Origin of the sequence: Nitrosomonas communis (assembly GCF_900114745.1) — a bacterium.
Taxonomy (GTDB): domain Bacteria; phylum Pseudomonadota; class Gammaproteobacteria; order Burkholderiales; family Nitrosomonadaceae; genus Nitrosomonas; species Nitrosomonas communis_A.
The window spans coordinates 1-19,676 of the sequence record NZ_FOUB01000004.1 but is presented as its reverse complement, the minus strand read 5'-3'; the positions used below and the strand labels follow the sequence as shown (position 1 = coordinate 19,676).

The following is a 19,676-nucleotide window of genomic DNA, read 5'->3' as shown; positions in this document are numbered from 1 at the left end:
TGGCATTTCCGCCCGTTAATCAATGGATAGTTTATTATTCAATATTTAAAAATATTTTTGAGATAGTTACTGTAAATGACTGCTGCTGTCTTTCTTTAAATTTTCAAAGTATCGTTTGATAACTTCTTTCCCTGGAATATGATCATGGTTGGTGTAAATGAGGAAATGTATGGCACCGTGTATCGCCATGGCAATCAACAGACCTTCAAAAATACCCACCTTGTAGACCAGGCCACCGGTTAAAATGGCCAATATTAGGGCATAAGGACCATGGTGCGTGATGTGTACCAGTCCTGCAATCATTTTATAGCCAGTAAACATCATGATCGCCGCCAGCGCAAATTTCGGTAAATAATTTAGATAATGCGGATTGAATGTAAAAAAGCCTACTACCGCACCAATAACCAAAACTGAAAACTTGGTCATGGCACCAGCCAGCTTATTGGTTGTACTCTTAGCCAGACCATCCAGATTGGTCATACCATGGAAGAAACTTGAGCCCAAATTCGCAATCCAGATAGCAAGCAAGCTATTATTGCTGTTTGTCTTACGTTTTAGCGGATCTATTTTCTCAATGGCAGCGTTACTCATAACTTGCTCGATGACATCGACGATAGCCAGCATGGCACAGAAAAGTACCATATAACCCAGCATGATAAGTGTGACATCAGCTTGAGGTAACGGCAGCTTAAAATGTAGATCAACATCTTCCACATTTATCATAGGCACATTAATAAATTGCGCCAGCAATGCTCCCCCAATAATCAGCACGAAATAAGGAATAGCAGGTTGAGTATCTTTAAACTTGGAAAACAAGAATAAAAATAATCCGAGACCAGCCGCGGAAATTGCAGCCATCTGGATACGTGCAGCATTCCAGAATGTTTCAGTAATCAGCTCTGCTGGTATTTCGTAAGTAAACTCTGAGAATTTCAACAATATCTTTAGTCCTACACCCGCTAATAAGCCTTCAACCAGATAAACCGGAACCGCGACGAGTAAAAATCGTTGCCAGTTAAATTTCCAGATGATCGCTTGTATCACAGCAGTCAGGAAAATACAGAATGCCATATTTTCCCAACCAAAAGTGGCTATACCCATAGCCAGCACCGGAGCCAACCCTGCCGCAATTCCAGGTGCTCCAACAAAATTGCCCGGTCTAAGCCAGGCATTAATCCAGCCGATTAGGCAGGCGAAAGCCACAGTTGCCAAGCCTACCTTAATCGGATAATCTGACATAATTGCAATCCCAATCGTAAGTGGAATTGCCATGGCACCCGTTATCACACCCGCAGCCGTATCACGCAGAAAATATTGTGACTGAAAAGCGGCAGAACCTGGCAAAGTAACAAGCTCCTTGTCTTTGGGCTTGTTCTCCGTTAGTTTGGACATAAACTCCTTTTCTCCTACAAAACTGTAAGTAATTAATTACAAAAAATTATTTTCGCCAGAGCTTTAATAAAGACTGACTTTTTATTTCTATATTTGACAGCTACCCTTAATAAAGATTCTTTGTAACTCACGGTTTTCTTTGAAGAGTTGGTTCATCAACTCAGTTACCACACGACGAACTTAGACTGTTCCATGGATCACGCTAACGCCTTGCCTATGATTCAATGGTAAATAATCCGTGATTATTACTCGTAACAACTGTTGGACGCTTGGATTGGAATAGCTGGCTATGCTTACTATCGGATATTGAAGAGCACTGTTGAGTCTTGCCCCCTTAATCATTTCCTCCCATCATTTCCCCTCTAAAATAAATAATTAGTATCTAAGAGAAGCTTTCTTAACATAAACTTTATAAAGCTTATGTTAATAATATTGCAACAAAGTAAATCTTTGTCGCGTTATTATTAACTTGGAGGTTACCTGATCATGAAAATAATTGGTATCGTAGCCCTTATAATTGCCATGTTAGATAACATTGTAGTGATAAATGCACAGCATAACCTCTTATTAGTTTTTGTTGTTGCCTGTGCTGGCGTAATGTTATTAAAACTTGGTACCAAAAATACTTCAGCAACAACTTATCAGAGCAATCTTACATTAAACAGGAGAAATCAACTTACTCGTATAAGTTCTTTTGGGTTAGAGCAAATTAAAATTAAAGTTGCTGAAGTGCAACATAAGATAAGTTCAAGCGTAGATGAAAGAATTGAAACTAATATTTCGGTTGAGAACGCACTATCTATTTGCAAGAAAATAGTTGAAGAAAATGATTGGCGTATTTTAAATACGAGTCAGAACCATATTCAATGTAAAGAATTTTTCCATATTTTCTCCTTTTACTGGCCAATCAAAGTTGAAATTATTGTATCGGGTGATGGTTTGTCTCATACCACAATTTCTCTCCATGGCTCTGTAATTGGAGGCGGTTTGATACAAAACCGGCATCTTGAGAAACAGATAAGTAAGCTTAAGAGTAGAATAGAAATAATGGCTATGCGGGAAACGCCTGTTTCTTTTTTTGTTGTGTCTTCAGATGATAATCAGAATACCGTTAAAAAAGGGGTGGAAAAGCTGCTAGCACTTCGGCCAGAAAGAGGTACGCTTACTGATAAAGAGTTTACCGAAGCAGTAAATGATCGATTATTAAAAGGAGATTAAAACCAAAAATCTCCAATAAAGCCATTAGCTTGATAATACGAACTACCAGGACTATGACTTTACATTACTATACTTTCAATTGAATTACCTCTGGAAAGTCCAGAGGTAATTCAACTTATTATTACGTACGTACTCATTAAACTACTACTACTACTTATATTAATAATTAAATTATCCTTTTTGGGGGCGAACCAATAGAATCAAAGATCCCACTTTAGCGATCAGTTGCTCGGCAACTGACCCAACATAAAAATGCTCCAATCCTCTACCGTTAGCTGTTCCAACTACCAGTGCGTCTGCCCCCCACTCAGAAGTAGCAGCAGCAATCGCCTTAATAATTCCATTCACACCTTCTTCTTTTTTAGCATCCAAAAGTAGTGTTTCGACATTCAATTCGTTAAGATAAGTTTTGGCTTTTTCCAGTATCGTAATATCAGTCTTTTTATCAGCTTCGATATCACTACTATCCTCTGAGCGGACGATACATAATGCTGCATTATGATTACTGGCAATATTTACAGCATCTAATAATGCGAATATCATATTTTTAGCCTTTCTGTGGACGAACCAATAACACTGAAGCATCAACTTTGGAAACGAGTTGCTCGGCAACCGATCCGATATATAAACGCTCCAACCCCTTACGATTACTAGTTCCTACTGCCAGCAAGTCTGCTCCCCAATCAGAGGCAGCAGCAGCAATCGAATCAGCAATACCAGTCAAGCCATACTCGGCATCTGCCTGCAAGAGACCGGTTTCTATGCTTACTGCGTCAAGATATGATTTAGCTTGTTCCAGTATCTGCGTCCCTGCCTTTTTATCGGCTTCAGTATCACCACTTACGCAATGAACAATACGCAATGCTGCGTTGTAAGTATTGGCAATGTTTACAGCTTCCTTTAATGCCTGCTGAGCAGTATCGCTACCATCAATAGCGATCATTATCTTCTTGTACATAAGACTAATCCTCTTATGAGCATTTATTCTATTTATTCTGTTTGAGGACGAAGTTGTTGCATTTTCTTCGCCCTCAAATCACTGAATAGCCTATTTATTCGATACGTATAAATTATGTAAAGACAGTTACTGTAGATTACTGCTACTATCTCTTTTCAAGTTATCAAAATATCGTTTAACAACTTCTTTTCCCGGCATATTCTCGTGCTTGGTGTAGACCAGAAAATGAATGATTCCGTGTACCGCCATCGCAATCAACAAGCCCTCAAATATACCCACCTTGTAAACCAGACCACCAGTCAGAAGCGCTAACATCAAGGCATAGGGGCCATAATGCGTCACATGCACCAAGCCAGCAATCATCTTATAGCCGGTAAACATCATGATCGCCGCCAATGCAAATTTTGGTAAGTAATCCAAAAATTGGGGATTGAACGTAAAAAAGCATACGACTGAACCGATGATCAAAACGGAAAACTTGGTCATGGCACCAGCCAATTTATTGGTTGTGCTTTTAGCCAGACCATCCAAGTTGGTCATACCGCCAAAGAAACTTGAACCTAAATTAGCAATCCAGATGGCAAGCAAGCTATTATTGCTGTTTGTTTTACGTTTAAGCGGATCTATCTTTTCAATAGCCGCGTTACTCATGACCTGCTCGATGACGTCAACAATAGCCAGCATGGCACAGAAAAATATCATATAAGCCAGTATCAATATCGTTGTGTCTTCACTTGGCAATGGCAGTCTCAGTTCAAGAGGAACATCTTCTACTGTTATCATTGGCACAGAAACAAACTGCGCCAAAATAACGCCCCCAATGATCAACGCGAAATAGGGAATAGCAGGTTGGGTATCTTTGAACTTGGAAAACAAGAACAAGAATAATCCAAGACCAGCTGCAGAAATTGCCACCATTTGAATTCGAGCGGCATTCCAGAAAGTTTCAGTAACAAGTTCTACTGGTATTTCGTAGGTAAACTCTGAAAACTTTAAAAATATCTTTAGCCCTACGCCAGCTAACAAGCCTTCAACCAGGTAAACCGGAACAGCAACGAGTAGGTATCGTTGCCAATTGAACTTCCAGATGACCGCCTGCATCACTGCGGTCATACAAATACAAAATGCCATGTTCTGTACGCCAAACATAGAGACGCCCAAAGCCAATACGGGAGCCAATCCAGCTGCAATACCAGGTGAACCAATATAATTACCTGGTCTGAACCAGGCATTAATCCAACCGATTAGAGAAGCAAACGCTACAGTTGCCAAGCCTACCTTGATCGGATAATCGGACATGATCGCAATGCCAATGGTTAATGGAATAGCCATGGCGCCAGTTATTACACCCGCAGCGGTATCACGCAAAAAATATTGCGATTGAAAAGCAGCAGAACCTACTGGGGCAGCGCTTTCCGCCACGCTTTGCTGTTCGTCTTCCAACGGTTTGTTTTCTATTTGTGTAGCCATAAATTAGTTTTCTCCTATACTGTATAAGTAATAGATAGACTATAAAAAATCCTTTTTGCCCGTAGATTACGGAGGCTGCCGTTAGGTTTGTCCTTTGCGAGCAAGCAGTTAGTCCGAATGTTTTATATGATATTTCTTCTCTTTTTTTTTATGATCTTTAAAGAAGATTCTTATTACTTACTTACGCTTACTTTTATAAGCGATGGTCAATCGTATCTCAATCAAAACCCTGATGTATATTAGGGAAACCATTGTTTTGTTATAATGGTTACCCTCTAATATAAATAAGTAAAACCCTTATAATTATGAGGAAATCTATTACCCGTTAATAATGGGAACCATTAGTTAGTGTAGGCTTAGAAGATTTAATTGAGATAAATCACTGGCTACTGGTCCGGTGGCATTTCGTAATGCTCACAAAAACTGATCCAGTTTGGATGAGAATGAATCTCAGATACATGTAAGTAAAACCCTTATAGTTATGAGGTAATCTATTACCTACTAATAATTGAATCCATTAGCCAATTCCCATTTCTAAATTAAAAATGACGCGAAGGCGAACCGCAGACAGTATAAATAATACGGCAAGGTGAAGCTGACAAAGTCAGGTTTGATTTAGAAATGGAATAATGTAGGCTTGGAAGATTTAATGAAGGTATATATAGCGTAACCAGTTAAGAATGATTCAGAATATATAGGTTTTGAAAAGAGCATCTCAACGGTTTAGTTTTGTTGTTTACGCAGTGCTTTGGTGTATGCCCTTTTATGCTAGATGAGACAATGAGAATACTCTTTGAATCATTTCTAGCTGGTTTTGCTATATTAACCACTTAGTCTGGTGGCATTTCGTAAGAATCATTAATACTGGTCAATTTTGGATGGGAATGAATCTCAGAGCGAAACTGACCGGCTAAATGATGAGTAATGCATACTGAAATTGCACAAATCGGTAATGCTGCCCTTCGAATCAAAGCAGAAAATGCAAACTTATTTTGCAGGGTTACTCCCCCCCCAAAAGAGAGAGCGCATAATCCGGGCACTTCAAGCTCGAGGTCATGAGTAGGTTATCTAGGCGACGGAATCAATGATGCCGCATCGCTTTACTCAGTAGACGTGGGCCGATCGGTTGGTGCTACTCTGTTGATGTCTCCAAGGAGACAGCTGATTTGACTCTTCTGAACTGGGACTTAAGTGTCATACATACCGATGTGATACCGGTGTGCTGGGATGAAGGCGCACCTTCGGCAATATAATCACGTACATCATGATGGGCATCAGCACCAATTTTGGCAATATATTTAGCATGACCAGCGCAGCTCTATTCCTGCCTATGCTACCCATTCAAATATTGCTCAATAATATTTTATATGATGTGCCGAAATGCCAACTCCTCTGAACAAAGTAGATCCTGAAGAGCTCCGCAAACCAAGAGAATTCGATATAAACTTTATACAAAATTACAACATGCTGATGATCGGTTCTGTCAGCTCAATGCATTATTTCCGGACCCTCTACGTCATGCTCGCAGTACTAAAAGCTGACAAAATATAGCTCCAGACTAGCTGGTTTATTGAATCCCTATGCGCTCAAGTATTAGTGACCTTCATGATAAATGGAATTAATCGTAATATTCCTTTTGGCCGTCGCATTTACTGCCATCGTTCCATTTACACTTTTAGGATCGCACCTCGGTTTTGTTTCACCGCTAACTCAGTTCTATTCACTTTTAGCAGCGGTGGACAGGATCCACCTTGTAATAGTTGAAGTTACCAAGAGAAATTTTTATCAAATGGGATTACTCATGCGTCCATTGCTGAATCATAAAAGGGATTCAATTACAGAAACTTAATTCCAAATTTGATAAAGCGCTTAAATGCATAAAAATCGAGAATTTTCCTTGATATGATTTGTGGCATACTAATGCAAAGCTACCTACCCCAAAATGGTGTGCCGGCCAATGTCATCCAATAAATGGGAGTTGGGAACTCTGCTGAAATCCCCATTTCCTTATTCATTAGGTCACCTAAAGCTATCTATAAACCTGATCAATAGGTTCTTCTGAAAACCAGCGAGTGGCGTAGCGTATTAAATCGGCGCCATTTTTCAAATTCAACTTCGTGCGAATATTGAAGCGATGTGTTTCAATCGTTTTAATGCTACGATTAAGTAGCGTGGCAATTTCTTTACTACTATGTCCAGATCCAATCAAATGTAACACCTCAAACTCGCTCGGCGTTAGGCTATTAATCAACTGCTCATGCTCTGGATGCCCTGCCACCATGCGATTCAGCAGTTTTGCATTCATTTCCTTGCTCAGATATACATTCCCTTTCAAGACTTCGCGGATAGCCGTAAGCAAAACTTCACCCGGCTCCTGCTTCATTACATAGCCTGAAGCACCTGCCCGTAAGGCACGCTCGGCATAAACTGTCTCATCATGCATCGACACAAATAATACTGGCAATGCAGGTTGCAACGCATGCATATATTTTATTACTTCAAAGCCAGAACTTGTTTTGAGCGTAACATCCAATAAAACAATATCAACCTTATCAGTTCCTTTAAGTAACGCCAGGGCTTCATTCCCATCGCCAACCTCAGCGCAAACCTCCAAATCTGGCTCCATATTTATGAGCATCGCCATACCATGGCGTAACATGGCATGATCATCCACTAACATTACCTGTGCTTTTGAATTCATCATATTAAATCAGTTTAAATCAGTTGCATTTCCAAACGCACTTCCGTACCCCCTTCTGGGCGCGTTAATATTTCTAACTTGGCACCTAGCTGCTTTGCACGATATTGCATAATTTTAATACCCATTCCCTGGGTTACGTCGTGCTTTTTATCCACCTCGACAATACCGCTTCCGTCATCACATATGGAAAGGGTAAGCATTCCTTCTTCAAGATTCAAAAATATTCTCAGAGATCGTGCACTACCATGACGTATTGCATTATTAGCAGCTTCCTGTGCAATTCGATAAAGATTGAGTGCAAGATTATTATCGTTAATAATCGCTTCATTTTCACATACAAATTCACAATCAATCTTATAAGTCGAAGCTATTCTCGACGCAAGAGCTCGTAATGCTGCTACTAAACCATTTGCTTCCAGTTCAAATGGTAGCAGTCCCTGAGCCAGCTGTTTGATTTGTACTACAGAAGCTTGGGCTTGCGATGCAATGGAAGCCGCTACGCCTGCCAAATTATCTTTTCCTAAAGCAAAGATTTTTTTCTCCAATGCTCTGGCCTGATAACCAATTGCAGCAACCCGTTGCCCTAGATTGTCATGCAATTCTTGCCCGATGGTATGGGCCTGCTCTTCCGCAACAAAAACCAATGCTTGTTCTAATCGCTTGCGCTCAAGCCAGCCCGCAAGATCACTTGCAATGGCATTGATAAGCTTTTGCTCCTCAACTACTGGAAATGTTTTGTCTTCAGAATAGAACAAACGTAATTGGCCACAGATTTCATCGTTGACGATAATTTCAGATAAATAGGTACAAAAAGAATTTTGACTCTTATGCCAGCGATAGCCACCAATCTTATCGGTGATTTTAGTCTTTGATCGGAAAGGACGCATAAAACCTTGCTCATAATTACCGGAAACATATCGCCAGCCATAAAGTTCAATGATGGCAGTCGCTATTTTCGGGAATTGCATGGCTGGGATCAAATGCTCAAAAATATTCTGGCAAACATTATCAATTGATACATCTAATCCCATACCACGACGAATTTCATAAAGACAGGTTATTTCCTTTAGACGTTTACGTAACTCTAATTCCTTATGACTCAATTCTATAGAAAATAGCTCGGCTTTTTCTTTAGCTGCTTGCGCTTCCCGTCTGGATTTAATAAGTTTACTTACAAACCAGTTTAATAGCAGTATTTCTGCAGCGATCAATCCGGCAAGATATAAAATAACAAATTTTAATTGTTCAGCTACTGGTTTGAGCAATTCTTCCTCATCCAACTTCAATACCATGCCTAAACCAATCTTATCTAATGGAGCATATGCCGCAATTACTTGCATATGGCGATAATCTTTTACAGCCATAACACCACTTTTTCCTGCTAATGCATTATTTATTGGCAACAGCTCGTCTCTTGTTGCATGATATAAGTACTTGAATATCACACCATCACTCTGACTCATAAGACAAGCCATTTCCTGCGCACTATCTCCTGAAGCTGGAGGTGCGCATAAGATGAATTCCCCGGTTTCACCAATCGATCTTATTCCGCTAAATCGACGGGTCAAGTGGGGTAAAAAACTCTCTGTGGTAATACTGCCAATGCGATGCCCATCTTGATCTAACACATCTTCGCTGGTGCGCAAAATGAATTGATCATCCCATAAGAGAGAAGTATTATTTTGTATAGTCAGTGGTAACGATTGAGTTTGCTTATCAGAAAAATGGCCTACCTGTGACAATACTTTCCCGTGCACATCATAAACGATGGCTGCCGAAAAACCGATCTGTGTCAATGAATTAACGTTGCGATCAAGGTCGTGTAGTGCATTGAAGTTGTCCGGTTGAATATTAAGCTGTTGGATTGGCTGAATCATGAAAGGCCGCATGGCTAGCGCACGTGTATCCGCGAGGCCTTTTTCAATTTGAATCTCGAATAAATACGTTTTGCCTTCTAATACTACATCAAGTCCTCTACCGAGTGCAGATTCAATCTGCTGATGCATTACATCATAAACTGCAATGCCTGTCGTCAGGGTCAATCCTAGCAGCAATAAGCCGCCAATAATACTGATTCTTCGGTGTTCGCGAGTTATAACCAAATCACCCACCTCGTTTTTTCATGTTTATTTGGCTCATATGTTCACGTGCTTATTGCAAGGCCAGTACGTATAGGGTGTATAGCTATCATGGTCAGAATTATAGGTACAATTACCTTACAACTCCAGAGAGGAAAGTCAGCTTTAATATTACTAAGAAACTAAAAATTAATGACTAAAGATTCTTCTTTGAAGCATTTGTTCCCATAAATATTTGGTATAAGATTTATCGCGAAAATCAGGCTGTGAATGTTTATTGCCTAGGTTAGATTAAAAAGCACACCTCGTCTATAAAGAAAAACAATCAATATGAAAAAAGCTGTACTCACTATTCTAATAACCACCCTAGTACTACCTGGCTGCAGCACAATTTATTATCTTGAAGGGGCAGAATACAAGGATAAGGAAAAATATATCGCAGCGAGAGCTGCAATGCATACCCGATGTATCGAAAGCACCGAACCACTCCCCACGCCGCTTATAGAGCGGAAGCTGATCGCTTTGATTCCTTCCCAGGAATTGATCTATACAACTATTCTGACGAACCTTAAAGCGATATCCCCGGATTATCCTATCACCAGGGAAGATCTACGTAAGCAACCATTATATTCAGGTACCAATGAAAATTTCAAAATGATAATTGAACTGATAAAAAGGAAGAATCTGTATCAAACAGTTGAAATGATAGAGTACGAAAGTTTATCACTCCCCGAAGCTAGCGTAGATACCGATATATTTCATATTGTGCTAGCTACTGCTACTAACCGGAATGATAGATATTACCTAACCAGAGAGAAGAGAGGAAAGCTGAGAATCGATTATGGTGCGATAAATCCGCCCTGTGTGAATGAGCGCGTTAGCTTCATGTACATGACTCAATGTGAAACATTCAGTGATAATTTTCTATCTTCTCTTCAGACGCTTGCCTTGCAGTAACGCATTAATATATAGCCGAACTTGATTGCTTTTAGGTTAATTAAAATAACATGGGTGCCACAGCTTAGGATGAAACAATCGACCAACTGATGAGTGACAAGCTATGCCACCAGCCAAGCAGTGTCTGGGCAAGACCGGCGAGATAAATGGAGATTAACTTAGAGAGTCTCTGATTTTGAAGCTGTAAGTAATTCTCCAAATGGAAAAAGCTATGTCCAGAATATGACTTGCTTGCATTGCGGTATCCGTAGTGATAAACAATGCCCAATCATGTTTACTAGGTGTCTTTGCATTACCTGCCGTGGTTCCTTTAACAAAGAGCAGCCGATAAGGAACCCACTATGGTGCTTCATTGAGAGATAAGGCGAGATTAAGCTCAACATCCAGCAATTTGTAGCGATAACGTGTTCCCTGAATGCTTTGCCACTGCTTGCGAACATGATGGCCATATAGTCTCTTGGCATCTGCCATGGTGGTGCATCGCGCTTCATTACTGCAATAGCTATAGCGATACTGGGTTTTATCCTTCTTCATGCGCAAGATAGCGGTTAGTAGCGTTTTGCCATATGGCTGCGACCATCACGAAAGGGTTGCTTAAGCTCAGCAGCATTCTTCTGACTGATATAAAGCTCATTATCCAGCGGGAGATATACTTCTTCAGTGGCATAGCCTAGCGTTAGAACCTGTTGATCCTTGACAGTATGCCCGGTCAAATGATCAAAATGACTGTAAATCCCAGCCACCTTTTTACCGCGCCTTGCTTTGACTGAATCATCCAACACAAAAGCTTTCATCTCATGGCCTACCAACTTATGTTCTATCACGACTTGTCGTGCAATCTGGTAGTGTAGGCGTCGCCAATTGACATCTTCCTGCTTGAGATAATCATACATAACATCTTTTCGGGCATCGGTGAAACTTTGCATGGATTTGCGGGAAAACATGCCAATCGAATCAATCTTTAACCACACCCACAGTACAGCAAATAAACAACTTGCGTAACCGCCACCCCCAAGCGCTTATGCAAACCAGCGCGATGCAGCAAGGTGGCTATATGCGATTTTTTTCACAATGATGCGAAAACATTATCAATCTGCAGTTCCGACTGATTAAATAAATCACCAATTAAATTTGGCAAGCCTAATGGTTTTGTGTCACGATTCATCAAAGCCTCCTTGTGGTTAGTAAAGTTCGTCAAGCAAACTAAATTTTACCACTTAGGAGGCTTTTACTACCTATTAGTCAATTGGTTATAATAGTTTCTTTACCAAAAATGAATTCCAAAACTTGAGTAAGAGATAATGACGAAGCATAAACTCGTCTTGTATGTTTTGGGGTGCCTAGGAGCATAAGGTATCGTAAGTGCCAAACTTATCTTAAATTGATTCCAGTCGATTACGCGATTCTGTTCTACAAGCGGATCTTTTAGTTTGGTTAACTGAGCATATCGAGATTGTCAAGGTCAAAAAATTCTAGTTGCATGGTGAGCTCTCATATCGAGTAGCATAATATTTATATCATATACTTAAAACAATGGGTTATCCTAACTCAACTAAACAAAGTAATATGTTTCTCTGATCTGCCTCATTTTATAAATTGAATTTTTAGAGGTGCCCCCTATACGCTATACATTTTAATCATTCTTAGCTGATTAAGCTATACATGATGCTTTCATGTCGGATTCTCCTCATTTCTGGATAAGATAAGTTCGGCATTTACAATACCCTATGCTCTAGACACCCCAAAACATATAAGACGAGTTTACGCTTCGTCATTATCTCTTATTTGACATTAAATTGACATGCAATTATACTTGCACTTCTTTTGCCAAGAAGTATCAGCACATATAACATTACAAATCAATGTGTTGTAATTATTTTTTAGTATTATAAAAGGTGGTTTTAAGGAGAAACACAAATTCACCTTGTCCAAAACATAATTCGAATTTGTTATGACAAGGGTATTAGTAGTGATACATTACAAATATGCGAAAACAATTATTCATTAATTCTGTCATCCTGATATTTTTCGTGAGCATGCTTACGAATACATTTGGGTGGTCTTTTAATGACAAGGTTTTTGCTCATGAATTAGATCATCACTACCGTGCTTCTTTGTTTTCTGCTGATCCACAGAAGCATATCGATTTGCATGTTGCTCTTGGCGACGACGATGGAGTGTTGGATGCAGCAACTCATTTATGTCTTCATGCAGCCGGGCAATTCATTCCCTTATTCTTTAATGCACCCTTATTTATAATATCTACTTCCGCTGATAAAGAAGCTTTAGCTTCATTTATTTCCGTTACCGCTCCAGAATTTATTCTGGATTCCTTATTCCGCCCCCCAAAAAACTTCGCAAGCTAGACTTCAAGCCAAGCTAAATGTAGTCCTTGATGTTGCCATAGCGAACCATAATCGCACAAAGTAACGCTGAGCACTAAATCACGCTGACTTTTAGAGAGTATTTAACAATAATTTGGTTGTTTGCCATATAGTTTGAAATTATGATTTCAGCTATTGTATGAGGTTAATGTACCAAAGCGATTTACCAGACAAAGAATGGGCGCTAGTCAGCCACTATTTGGTTCGTAAAGAACCTCGTGGGAAAAAGCCGATTCATAGCAAATGTGCTATCGCCCATCCGGTTCGCTATATCAGCAAAACTGGTGAAACTTAAAATTAATATTTTAGGAAGGTAGTTTTAATGAAGAAGTTTTCTATGAAGAAGCTAGCTCAGGTAATTCCTATAGCAGCCTATATGTATGCTCACGTTATCAGCTAGCTCAGTTAGTGCGGCAAATAATAACGCGTCGTTGCCAACTTTTCCAAATACTTATAATAAGTATATTCAGCCGATAGTAACGGCTATCGATTATTTCAGCGGCAATATTTAACTTTTTAATTACGAGAATATAAACTAATAATATAAGTGAATGCCAAGATATGCTTATCAAAACCAAAGCTCAACACAAAACCATGGTTAATTTTACAAAAAGCCAAGTATGAACGCCCTCCCTTGCGGGAAGGCGTTCATTGCCAATAAATGCAAAGGTTTTATAGTGTTGCTAAGAAAGCAACAAGATCTGCCTTCTCTTTTTTGGTAAGACCGATATTAAAACGATTATTGTAAAAATCAACTACTGCAGGCAAATCAGCAGCCGAACCATCATGGAAGTATGGTGGTCGTGATGCCACAGAGCGCAGAATAGGTCCTTTGAAACGACCAATATCTTTCCATTTACCCGTAATCAAAGCACGGCCCGGATCGGTTGTCTGGATTTCTTCGCCGGTTGTTTTGTTTCTCAGTGTATAGAGCGGCATATCCGGTGTACGGCGTGAGGCATCAGAAATACCAATATCCAGCGGCATTGGTGTTGAGTGATTGCCTGAATTAGGGGTGTTATGGCATGTCGTGCATGTACCTGGCAACACTTCTACGTCTAAATCATCATTAAGCCCTCTAACACCAGTGATATTGATAGGTTTTGTGTTAAATAGCGTTTGACCGCGCGCAACAGCAGCCCGCGCAATCTCAATACTGGTGGATGATTTGGTCGGTTTATAACGATACCAGGAATCGTAAAGCGACATGACATTAGGGTTAAAGGCCGCGCCAGTTTGATAATCACCAACGAGGGTATCATTTATACCAAAGTAATAATTTTGTTCTAAAAGCGCTCTAGGCCCCCCGCTTGCTTTCTCCGCGGTTAGCTCACCTGCTTCATTATCGAGAATCTGCGCGCTGAACAACCCTGATTCAAAATCCACGATCGCTTTTTGCTCCTCTTCACTCAAATCATGCAATGCTTCAGCATGCCCTAATGTAGCGTGATTGGATTGAGTGGCTAAATCTTTAGATACAGGAGAAAAACAATTTGTAGTTCCAACAATACAATCCGTAGAAGTGGGATCCTGCGTAGTTTCGCGACCATCCCACATGACAGTACTTAAAAATTTAAAATTGGCACTTGGCATTGGACGGCGGAACAAAGACAGCTCGGTTTCGCTTGCAAAACCGTAAGGATCATCAACATCTGCTAATTCAAATTCTGCGTCAGCAGGTATACCGATGCCCACACGTATATTTCCTTTATTCAGCAGCATGCTGTAAACCTCTCTGCGCTCTTCAAGCGTTAATTGATCCGGATGAGGAGACTCAGGATTATTAGCACCATCTACCGGCCTAAAGAGTGGATCTAACCCTTCTGTTTTTTCGAAGAGCTCTTGCACCCCTTTGGCTGTAATCGTCCATCCTTGGGAAGGTATATGACAGGAAGCACAGCTACGACCATTCGTTCCTATACTTTTAAAAAATGGATTATCAAGATCTATAAAACCGGCGGTACTATATGATGCATCTGTACCATGACTATTCGTCGAACGAAGCATATTTGGCATGCGATTTGCGCTGCCATTACTATTTGAATTGCTATTGCTATTTGAGCTGTCATTACTATTTAAGCTGTCATTGCTGTTTGAGCTGTCATTGCTGTTTGAGCTGTCATTACTGTTTGAGCTGTCATTGCTGTTTGAGCTGTCATTACTGTTTGAGTTGCCATTATTATTTGAGCTGCCATTTCTTTCCTCATATGTTGTTCTTTCCGCAGATGCTGTCTTATCTGCAATTAATGGCGCTGCTAGCAACAAAAGTAAAACGGATACTGTTTTCAATTTAATTTTGTATTTACTGCTCACTACATACTCCTCTATTCTATGTTTAGAATAATTAGATTCACAAAAAACTTGACGAGCCTGAATTGTCATCAAGCACCAAAATCAAGCCGGAAAATTGCCTAATGGCCTAGCAACCTCATTGACGGCAAGGATTTTGATTAATGTTAATCTAAGCACTATTCATGCCATAATATTTTTATTATTTTAATTCAATGGATTACGTAGAATTAATAAAAAATTCCATAAATAAATTGTCATCATCATACAACAATAAAATTATATTTTTATGTAACCACTTATTTTTAAATGATAAAATATGTCTCAAATTAGAGACATATTATTATAGGGATGCATAACCTGTTTTTTTAGAGATTTTCTCCTTGACCCAAAACTTATAGCGATTGGGAATGTTTGCGAACCTTGAGCGATTCAGTAGATAGTTCTCTAAATCGAATAAGCAGGGTATTTGAGCATGGTACAGCCAAAATTTTGGAAAATTGCTTAAATATGCTGATATCAAAAGCAGTTATCACTCTAATTTACCTGTCCAATACTGAGAGAATAGAAATCAAACATCTGAATTTCTATGTCTATAACAATAGAAGAAGCAGGCCTTGGCAGTACAGTAACCTAAAGAATCAGTTAGATAATAAGAATGTTTTTTTCTACCCGACAATACCTTGGGCGCGCTGCTGGAACAAAACAGTATCAATGTTTTTCTTCGCTTTTACAATAACGAGAAAACGCACCAGCTTCAGGTGAGCCGTAAATAGCGAGACAACAGATTTATCTGAGCCAGAATTAGCGAGTTTATTTCTTAAGGGATAAATAACTCAACAAGACGGCAAATACTTGACTAAATTACGGATTCGGACTCGTCAAGTTTTTGTTGTCACGAACTCGAGCTTCTGACTGTTTTCCAGAAAAAGAAGAGGTTTGTATGAATTATCGCGATTGCCGCACCAGCAACCGAAGCAATATTTTGTCGGTTGCCGATTAAACTATAGGTAGAAAAGAGTTGAATATTGTGCCTAATTCCATTCCTATTTCATAAGTAAATTTATAATAATCCATGGCCATGCTTGATTCTTCTATTTTTCTTGTATTAACAAGCAAATCCCTGGCCTGCTCCAACACATCTTTGCCACCTGCTACTCGCGCCATCACAATGCTTCCTTTCATAAATTCCTTTATTATTTAATTTATGAAATAGAAATGGAATAAGATATCCAAGAAAAAATCATTCGGCTCATTCTAAAAGAAATCCAAATCGTGGGGGTGGCTGATGGAGGTCCAACCCACGACAACCGGAATCACAAAATTGGATAAACCAAAAAAACAGCGCAGTCCATAATAAATAGGAGTAATTCCATCAATACATCATTTATTTTGGCATTGCTGGCGGATTGGTTGCGTATGGGTTTATTCGGTGAATTATCGGAATATTTGCTCCCCTATCGCCGTATGAGCAGCGGAAAGCTCCGAAATAGGGCTTTCCGCAAGACCACAGCTGTTTAATACCTGCTACCCCCCGAGGTTCCTGATCCTCCCGATCTCGGTGTACCTGATGGTGATCCAGAGCTACCTCCGCCTGATCCACCACCCGAGGTTCCTGAAGCTCCTGAGCCCGGTGAAGTGGAGCCTGACGAGCCCGATCCTTGTCTTTGAGTAGAGGTTGACGATGAATCCATTGATCCTGACGTGCTGCCGCTACCGCTCATACTGCTGCCACCCTGGCTAGCTCCTTGGCCGGACATTGAGCCACCTGATTGCCCAGATCCACTAGTTTGCGCTTGGGCAAAACCAACTAAGCCCACAATCAAGCCTGCCATTAGAACGGACGAAGCAGAATTTTTAAGAATTGAAGTAATTTTCATGATTAATTCCTCCATATCATTACAGCAAAATTGCTGTCCTTATACTCTACTCCGGCGTTTGGCAAAATACTGTTCGCTAACCCACAGAGCGAGAAAATATTTCAGCACGCCAACTGATTGATACAAGAATAAGAATAAAAGAAAATTGTTTAAATGAAATGAAGGAATTCTGCTCGTTGTTATTCTTGTTGCTTAGCGATTTTTATGGCTTTGCCTGCCTGCTTCAGCATGCTGCTCAGATGTGCCGCCACGAGTAGAGGAAGATGATTTATCTTCATCCTCGGAACCGCCTTTGGCACGTGAGTGTGCACCTTTACGGCCTGCTTCACGCGCTTCTTCCGAGCTAAATTCATGGGCCGTACCTTTTTCATGAGCAGCATGGCCGCCCTTGCTCGCAATTTCACGCTGCTTTTCTTCTTCCATGGAAGCAAAACCACGCTGGCTGGTGCTCTTGTTATCCTCATCCTTTCCTTTATTCGAAGGCATAATTGCTCTCCTATTCGTTAAATTCTAAAAACACCTATGATGTGTTTGGATTCTTTATCTTCGGTTTGATAAAATAAAGATCAACTTCAGCCTACTCTTCGAAGCAGGCTTTCTCTGTGCGTAAGCGCACATAAACCCAAAATTAAAGCTTGAATACAGGACGAGTTAGTAGCAAAGAAGCAAAAAAAACTTATTGCCATGATGATAACGACTGGCCCAATTCTCGATTGGAGTATTCTATTGGAACCAGCATACGCATGACGGTAGAAGGCATGCTATACCGAATGTAGGCTGGTTGTCCCTGACGTGACTTACCTGTGGTTTTTTGCTTTTGGAATTTTATCTACAAAAGATTTTATGTTTGGTCATTAAGTTGTAAGTAGACCAGGATTTTCAAGGCGCAGACTATTGATCCCGATTGAGAGTGGAAATTTATTGATGGCAGCTACGTTAAGGCACACCAGCATAATACGGGAGCAGTAGATCAAGAAACTGCAGGCCATCCGGTAAAAGCTATGCAGGAAATACCACAAAGATTCATTTAGTGGTTTGTGGTTATGGTTTGCCAGTTGAGTTTGAAGTTACCGGTGGAAATGTGAATGATTGCTCTGTACCGCCGGAGTTGATTGCCAAATCACCTGATGCGCAGGCAATTGTGGCGGACAAGGGTTATAACAACGAATGCATACAGGAGCAAATCGTGAAGAAGGAAGCTAGAGCGGTAATACCGAAAAAGTGTAACTTCGTTAAAGGTAGTACACACATATGGATTGGGATTTATATAGGGTCCTTATTCTGTGGAAAACGCCTTTGTTCAATTAAAGCAGTATCGAGCAGTGGCAACACGATATGACAAGCCAAGAGAAATTATGAAAGCATGATCACCATGGCTTGTAGATATCTGTAGTCACCTATGTGAAATGCCAACAGGCCCTAATGAAATATCTGATTTAATAACCTAACATAAAGCTGGCATTGCCAGTATTAATCCCCATGAATAAATAACCCGGTGCTACGCCATATGCGGGTGCGGGCGGATAATAGACAGGCGCAGGTGGATAATAGGATGGGTTGTAATAAATATTCGGCGGCTTGCAATGATGACGGTGACGATGATGACCATGATGGTGGTGATGGCCTCTTCCAGCTTCAACCACCACGGGAGCAGCTAAAACAACACTCAACAACATTCCAGATAATACTTTTATTGGCATGTCTATTTTATTCCATTTCTAAATCAAAACTGACTTTTTCGGCTTCACCTTGCCGTATTATTTCTACTGTCTGCGGCTCCCCTTCGCGTCATTTTGATTTAGAAATGGAATTAGTTCTCGTTTTCATGTTAATCCTCGTCCATTATTATTTTGTTTACCAGAATTTCTTCTAGGGTCTGTTGACGTTTTAAGATAAGTATTTCATAGATAGAAACAAACTCGTAATATTGGGGTTCCTACACCACCAACAAAACGAGTTTGCGATGCCCCGAATGATGCTCAATGATGAGTACTGGTCGAAGCTGGAGAAGATTCTGCTTCAAGAAGCGATTTATAACAAGCGCAATCTGCGCATGACGGTAGAAGGCATACTGTATCGAATGCGGGTTGGCTGTCCGTGGCGCGACCTGCCCAAGGTGTTCGGCTGCTGGAATTCCATCTATAAAAGATTCAATGCCTGGTCATTGAGCAGGAAAGGGCTCAATATTTTCAAAGCATTGGCTATTGATCCGGATTGGGAGTGGAAATTTATGGATGGCAGCTATGTTAAAGCACATCAACATAGTGCGGGAGCAGCGAGTCAAGAATCGCAGGCTATCGGGAAAAGCCGTGCAGGCAATACCACCAAGATCCATTTAGCGGTCGATGG

General features: G+C 40.3%; 17 protein-coding genes and 1 pseudogene. 5 read left to right on the top strand and 13 right to left on the bottom strand.

The window, feature by feature from the left end; translation table 11 throughout:
• Positions 1–66: 66 nt before the first annotated feature.
• On the bottom strand, positions 67–1,392 hold the full coding sequence (locus BM122_RS02600; RefSeq protein ID WP_074903397.1) for a SulP family inorganic anion transporter: 1,326 nt from the start codon (positions 1,390–1,392) through the stop codon (positions 67–69).
• A gap of 486 nt (positions 1,393–1,878) precedes the next feature.
• Between BM122_RS02600 and BM122_RS02595 the strand changes: the two genes are divergently transcribed.
• Complete coding sequence (locus BM122_RS02595; protein WP_074903395.1) at positions 1,879–2,610, top strand: hypothetical protein; 732 nt, start codon at positions 1,879–1,881, stop codon at positions 2,608–2,610.
• A gap of 171 nt (positions 2,611–2,781) precedes the next feature.
• Here the strand turns inward: BM122_RS02595 and BM122_RS02590 are convergent, their stop codons facing one another.
• The 5 genes from BM122_RS02590 to BM122_RS02570 all read right to left on the bottom strand — a co-directional run bounded on the left by BM122_RS02590 (position 2,782) and on the right by BM122_RS02570 (position 9,841).
• Positions 2,782–3,153 (bottom strand): universal stress protein, encoded by a 372-nt coding sequence (locus BM122_RS02590; protein WP_074903393.1) that lies wholly within the window; start codon positions 3,151–3,153, stop codon positions 2,782–2,784.
• A gap of 4 nt (positions 3,154–3,157) precedes the next feature.
• A complete protein-coding gene (locus BM122_RS02585) occupies positions 3,158–3,568 on the bottom strand; it encodes a universal stress protein (RefSeq protein WP_074903391.1) in 411 nt (136 codons plus the stop codon).
• Positions 3,569–3,694: 126 nt separating this feature from the next.
• Positions 3,695–5,038 (bottom strand): SulP family inorganic anion transporter, encoded by a 1,344-nt coding sequence (locus tag BM122_RS02580; protein WP_074903390.1) that lies wholly within the window; start codon positions 5,036–5,038, stop codon positions 3,695–3,697.
• A gap of 2,029 nt (positions 5,039–7,067) precedes the next feature.
• A complete protein-coding gene (locus BM122_RS02575) occupies positions 7,068–7,742 on the bottom strand; it encodes a response regulator (RefSeq protein ID WP_074903389.1) in 675 nt (224 codons plus the stop codon).
• Between the two features lie 11 nt (positions 7,743–7,753).
• Entirely contained in the window at positions 7,754–9,841 is a 2,088-nt protein-coding gene (locus BM122_RS02570; RefSeq protein ID WP_256211848.1) for a sensor histidine kinase, read from the bottom strand.
• A 306-nt stretch (positions 9,842–10,147) separates the two neighbouring features.
• Between BM122_RS02570 and BM122_RS02565 the strand changes: the two genes are divergently transcribed.
• Positions 10,148–10,774, top strand: coding sequence for a hypothetical protein (locus BM122_RS02565; RefSeq protein ID WP_074903387.1), 627 nt, complete (start codon positions 10,148–10,150; stop codon positions 10,772–10,774).
• Between the two features lie 339 nt (positions 10,775–11,113).
• On the opposite strand, the gene BM122_RS02560 is transcribed toward BM122_RS02565, so the two are convergent.
• Together BM122_RS02560 and BM122_RS02555 are read right to left on the bottom strand one after the other, a co-directional pair.
• On the bottom strand, positions 11,114–11,308 hold the full coding sequence (locus BM122_RS02560) for a hypothetical protein (protein WP_074903386.1): 195 nt from the start codon (positions 11,306–11,308) through the stop codon (positions 11,114–11,116).
• 14 nt (positions 11,309–11,322) lie between these two features.
• Positions 11,323–11,745: a transposase gene (locus tag BM122_RS02555; protein ID WP_074903385.1), complete on the bottom strand. Its 423-nt coding sequence runs from the start codon at positions 11,743–11,745 to the stop codon at positions 11,323–11,325.
• Between the two features lie 1,065 nt (positions 11,746–12,810).
• Here BM122_RS02555 and BM122_RS02550 point away from each other — a divergent pair.
• Positions 12,811–13,140, top strand: a complete 330-nt coding sequence (locus BM122_RS02550) for a hypothetical protein (protein ID WP_256211855.1) — start codon at positions 12,811–12,813, stop codon at positions 13,138–13,140.
• Between the two features lie 690 nt (positions 13,141–13,830).
• Here BM122_RS02550 and BM122_RS02545 read toward each other — a convergent pair.
• From BM122_RS02545 to BM122_RS02530, 4 genes are all read right to left on the bottom strand, one after another.
• Positions 13,831–15,471, bottom strand: a complete 1,641-nt coding sequence (locus BM122_RS02545; RefSeq protein WP_177198026.1) for a hypothetical protein — start codon at positions 15,469–15,471, stop codon at positions 13,831–13,833.
• A gap of 975 nt (positions 15,472–16,446) precedes the next feature.
• Positions 16,447–16,632 carry a hypothetical protein gene (locus BM122_RS02540; protein WP_074903383.1) on the bottom strand — a complete coding sequence of 62 codons (186 nt, stop codon included), beginning with the start codon at positions 16,630–16,632 and terminating at the stop codon, positions 16,447–16,449.
• Between the two features lie 332 nt (positions 16,633–16,964).
• On the bottom strand, positions 16,965–17,327 hold the full coding sequence (locus BM122_RS02535; RefSeq protein WP_074903382.1) for a hypothetical protein: 363 nt from the start codon (positions 17,325–17,327) through the stop codon (positions 16,965–16,967).
• Positions 17,328–17,519: 192 nt separating this feature from the next.
• Complete coding sequence (locus tag BM122_RS02530) at positions 17,520–17,813, bottom strand: KGG domain-containing protein (protein ID WP_074903381.1); 294 nt, start codon at positions 17,811–17,813, stop codon at positions 17,520–17,522.
• A gap of 198 nt (positions 17,814–18,011) precedes the next feature.
• On the opposite strand from BM122_RS02530, the pseudogene BM122_RS02525 reads away from it, so the two are divergent.
• Positions 18,012–18,720, top strand: a pseudogene (locus BM122_RS02525) (IS5 family transposase).
• 43 nt (positions 18,721–18,763) lie between these two features.
• On the opposite strand, the gene BM122_RS02520 reads toward BM122_RS02525, so the two are convergent.
• Positions 18,764–19,027: a hypothetical protein gene (locus BM122_RS02520; protein ID WP_074903380.1), complete on the bottom strand. Its 264-nt coding sequence runs from the start codon at positions 19,025–19,027 to the stop codon at positions 18,764–18,766.
• Between the two features lie 263 nt (positions 19,028–19,290).
• Between BM122_RS02520 and BM122_RS02515 the strand changes: the two genes are divergently transcribed.
• Positions 19,291–19,676: IS5 family transposase (locus BM122_RS02515; protein ID WP_143083287.1), on the top strand; the 386-nt coding region annotated here is incomplete at its 3' end.

Excerpts from the sequence above, each read along its gene's own strand:
- BM122_RS02600 (WP_074903397.1), bottom strand. The coding sequence starts at position 1,392 with ATGTCCAAACTAACGGAGAACAAGCCCAAAGACAAGGAGCTTGTTACT.
- BM122_RS02595 (WP_074903395.1), top strand. The coding sequence starts at position 1,879 with ATGAAAATAATTGGTATCGTAGCCCTTATAATTGCCATGTTAGATAAC.
- BM122_RS02590 (WP_074903393.1), bottom strand. The coding sequence starts at position 3,153 with ATGATATTCGCATTATTAGATGCTGTAAATATTGCCAGTAATCATAAT.
- BM122_RS02585 (WP_074903391.1), bottom strand. The coding sequence starts at position 3,568 with ATGTACAAGAAGATAATGATCGCTATTGATGGTAGCGATACTGCTCAG.
- BM122_RS02580 (WP_074903390.1), bottom strand. The coding sequence starts at position 5,038 with ATGGCTACACAAATAGAAAACAAACCGTTGGAAGACGAACAGCAAAGC.
- BM122_RS02575 (WP_074903389.1), bottom strand. The coding sequence starts at position 7,742 with ATGATGAATTCAAAAGCACAGGTAATGTTAGTGGATGATCATGCCATG.
- BM122_RS02565 (WP_074903387.1), top strand. The coding sequence starts at position 10,148 with ATGAAAAAAGCTGTACTCACTATTCTAATAACCACCCTAGTACTACCT.
- BM122_RS02560 (WP_074903386.1), bottom strand. The coding sequence starts at position 11,308 with ATGAAGAAGGATAAAACCCAGTATCGCTATAGCTATTGCAGTAATGAA.
- BM122_RS02550 (WP_256211855.1), top strand. The coding sequence starts at position 12,811 with ATGCTTACGAATACATTTGGGTGGTCTTTTAATGACAAGGTTTTTGCT.
- BM122_RS02540 (WP_074903383.1), bottom strand. The coding sequence starts at position 16,632 with ATGAAAGGAAGCATTGTGATGGCGCGAGTAGCAGGTGGCAAAGATGTG.
- BM122_RS02535 (WP_074903382.1), bottom strand. The coding sequence starts at position 17,327 with ATGAAAATTACTTCAATTCTTAAAAATTCTGCTTCGTCCGTTCTAATG.
- BM122_RS02530 (WP_074903381.1), bottom strand. The coding sequence starts at position 17,813 with ATGCCTTCGAATAAAGGAAAGGATGAGGATAACAAGAGCACCAGCCAG.
- BM122_RS02520 (WP_074903380.1), bottom strand. The coding sequence starts at position 19,027 with ATGCCAATAAAAGTATTATCTGGAATGTTGTTGAGTGTTGTTTTAGCT.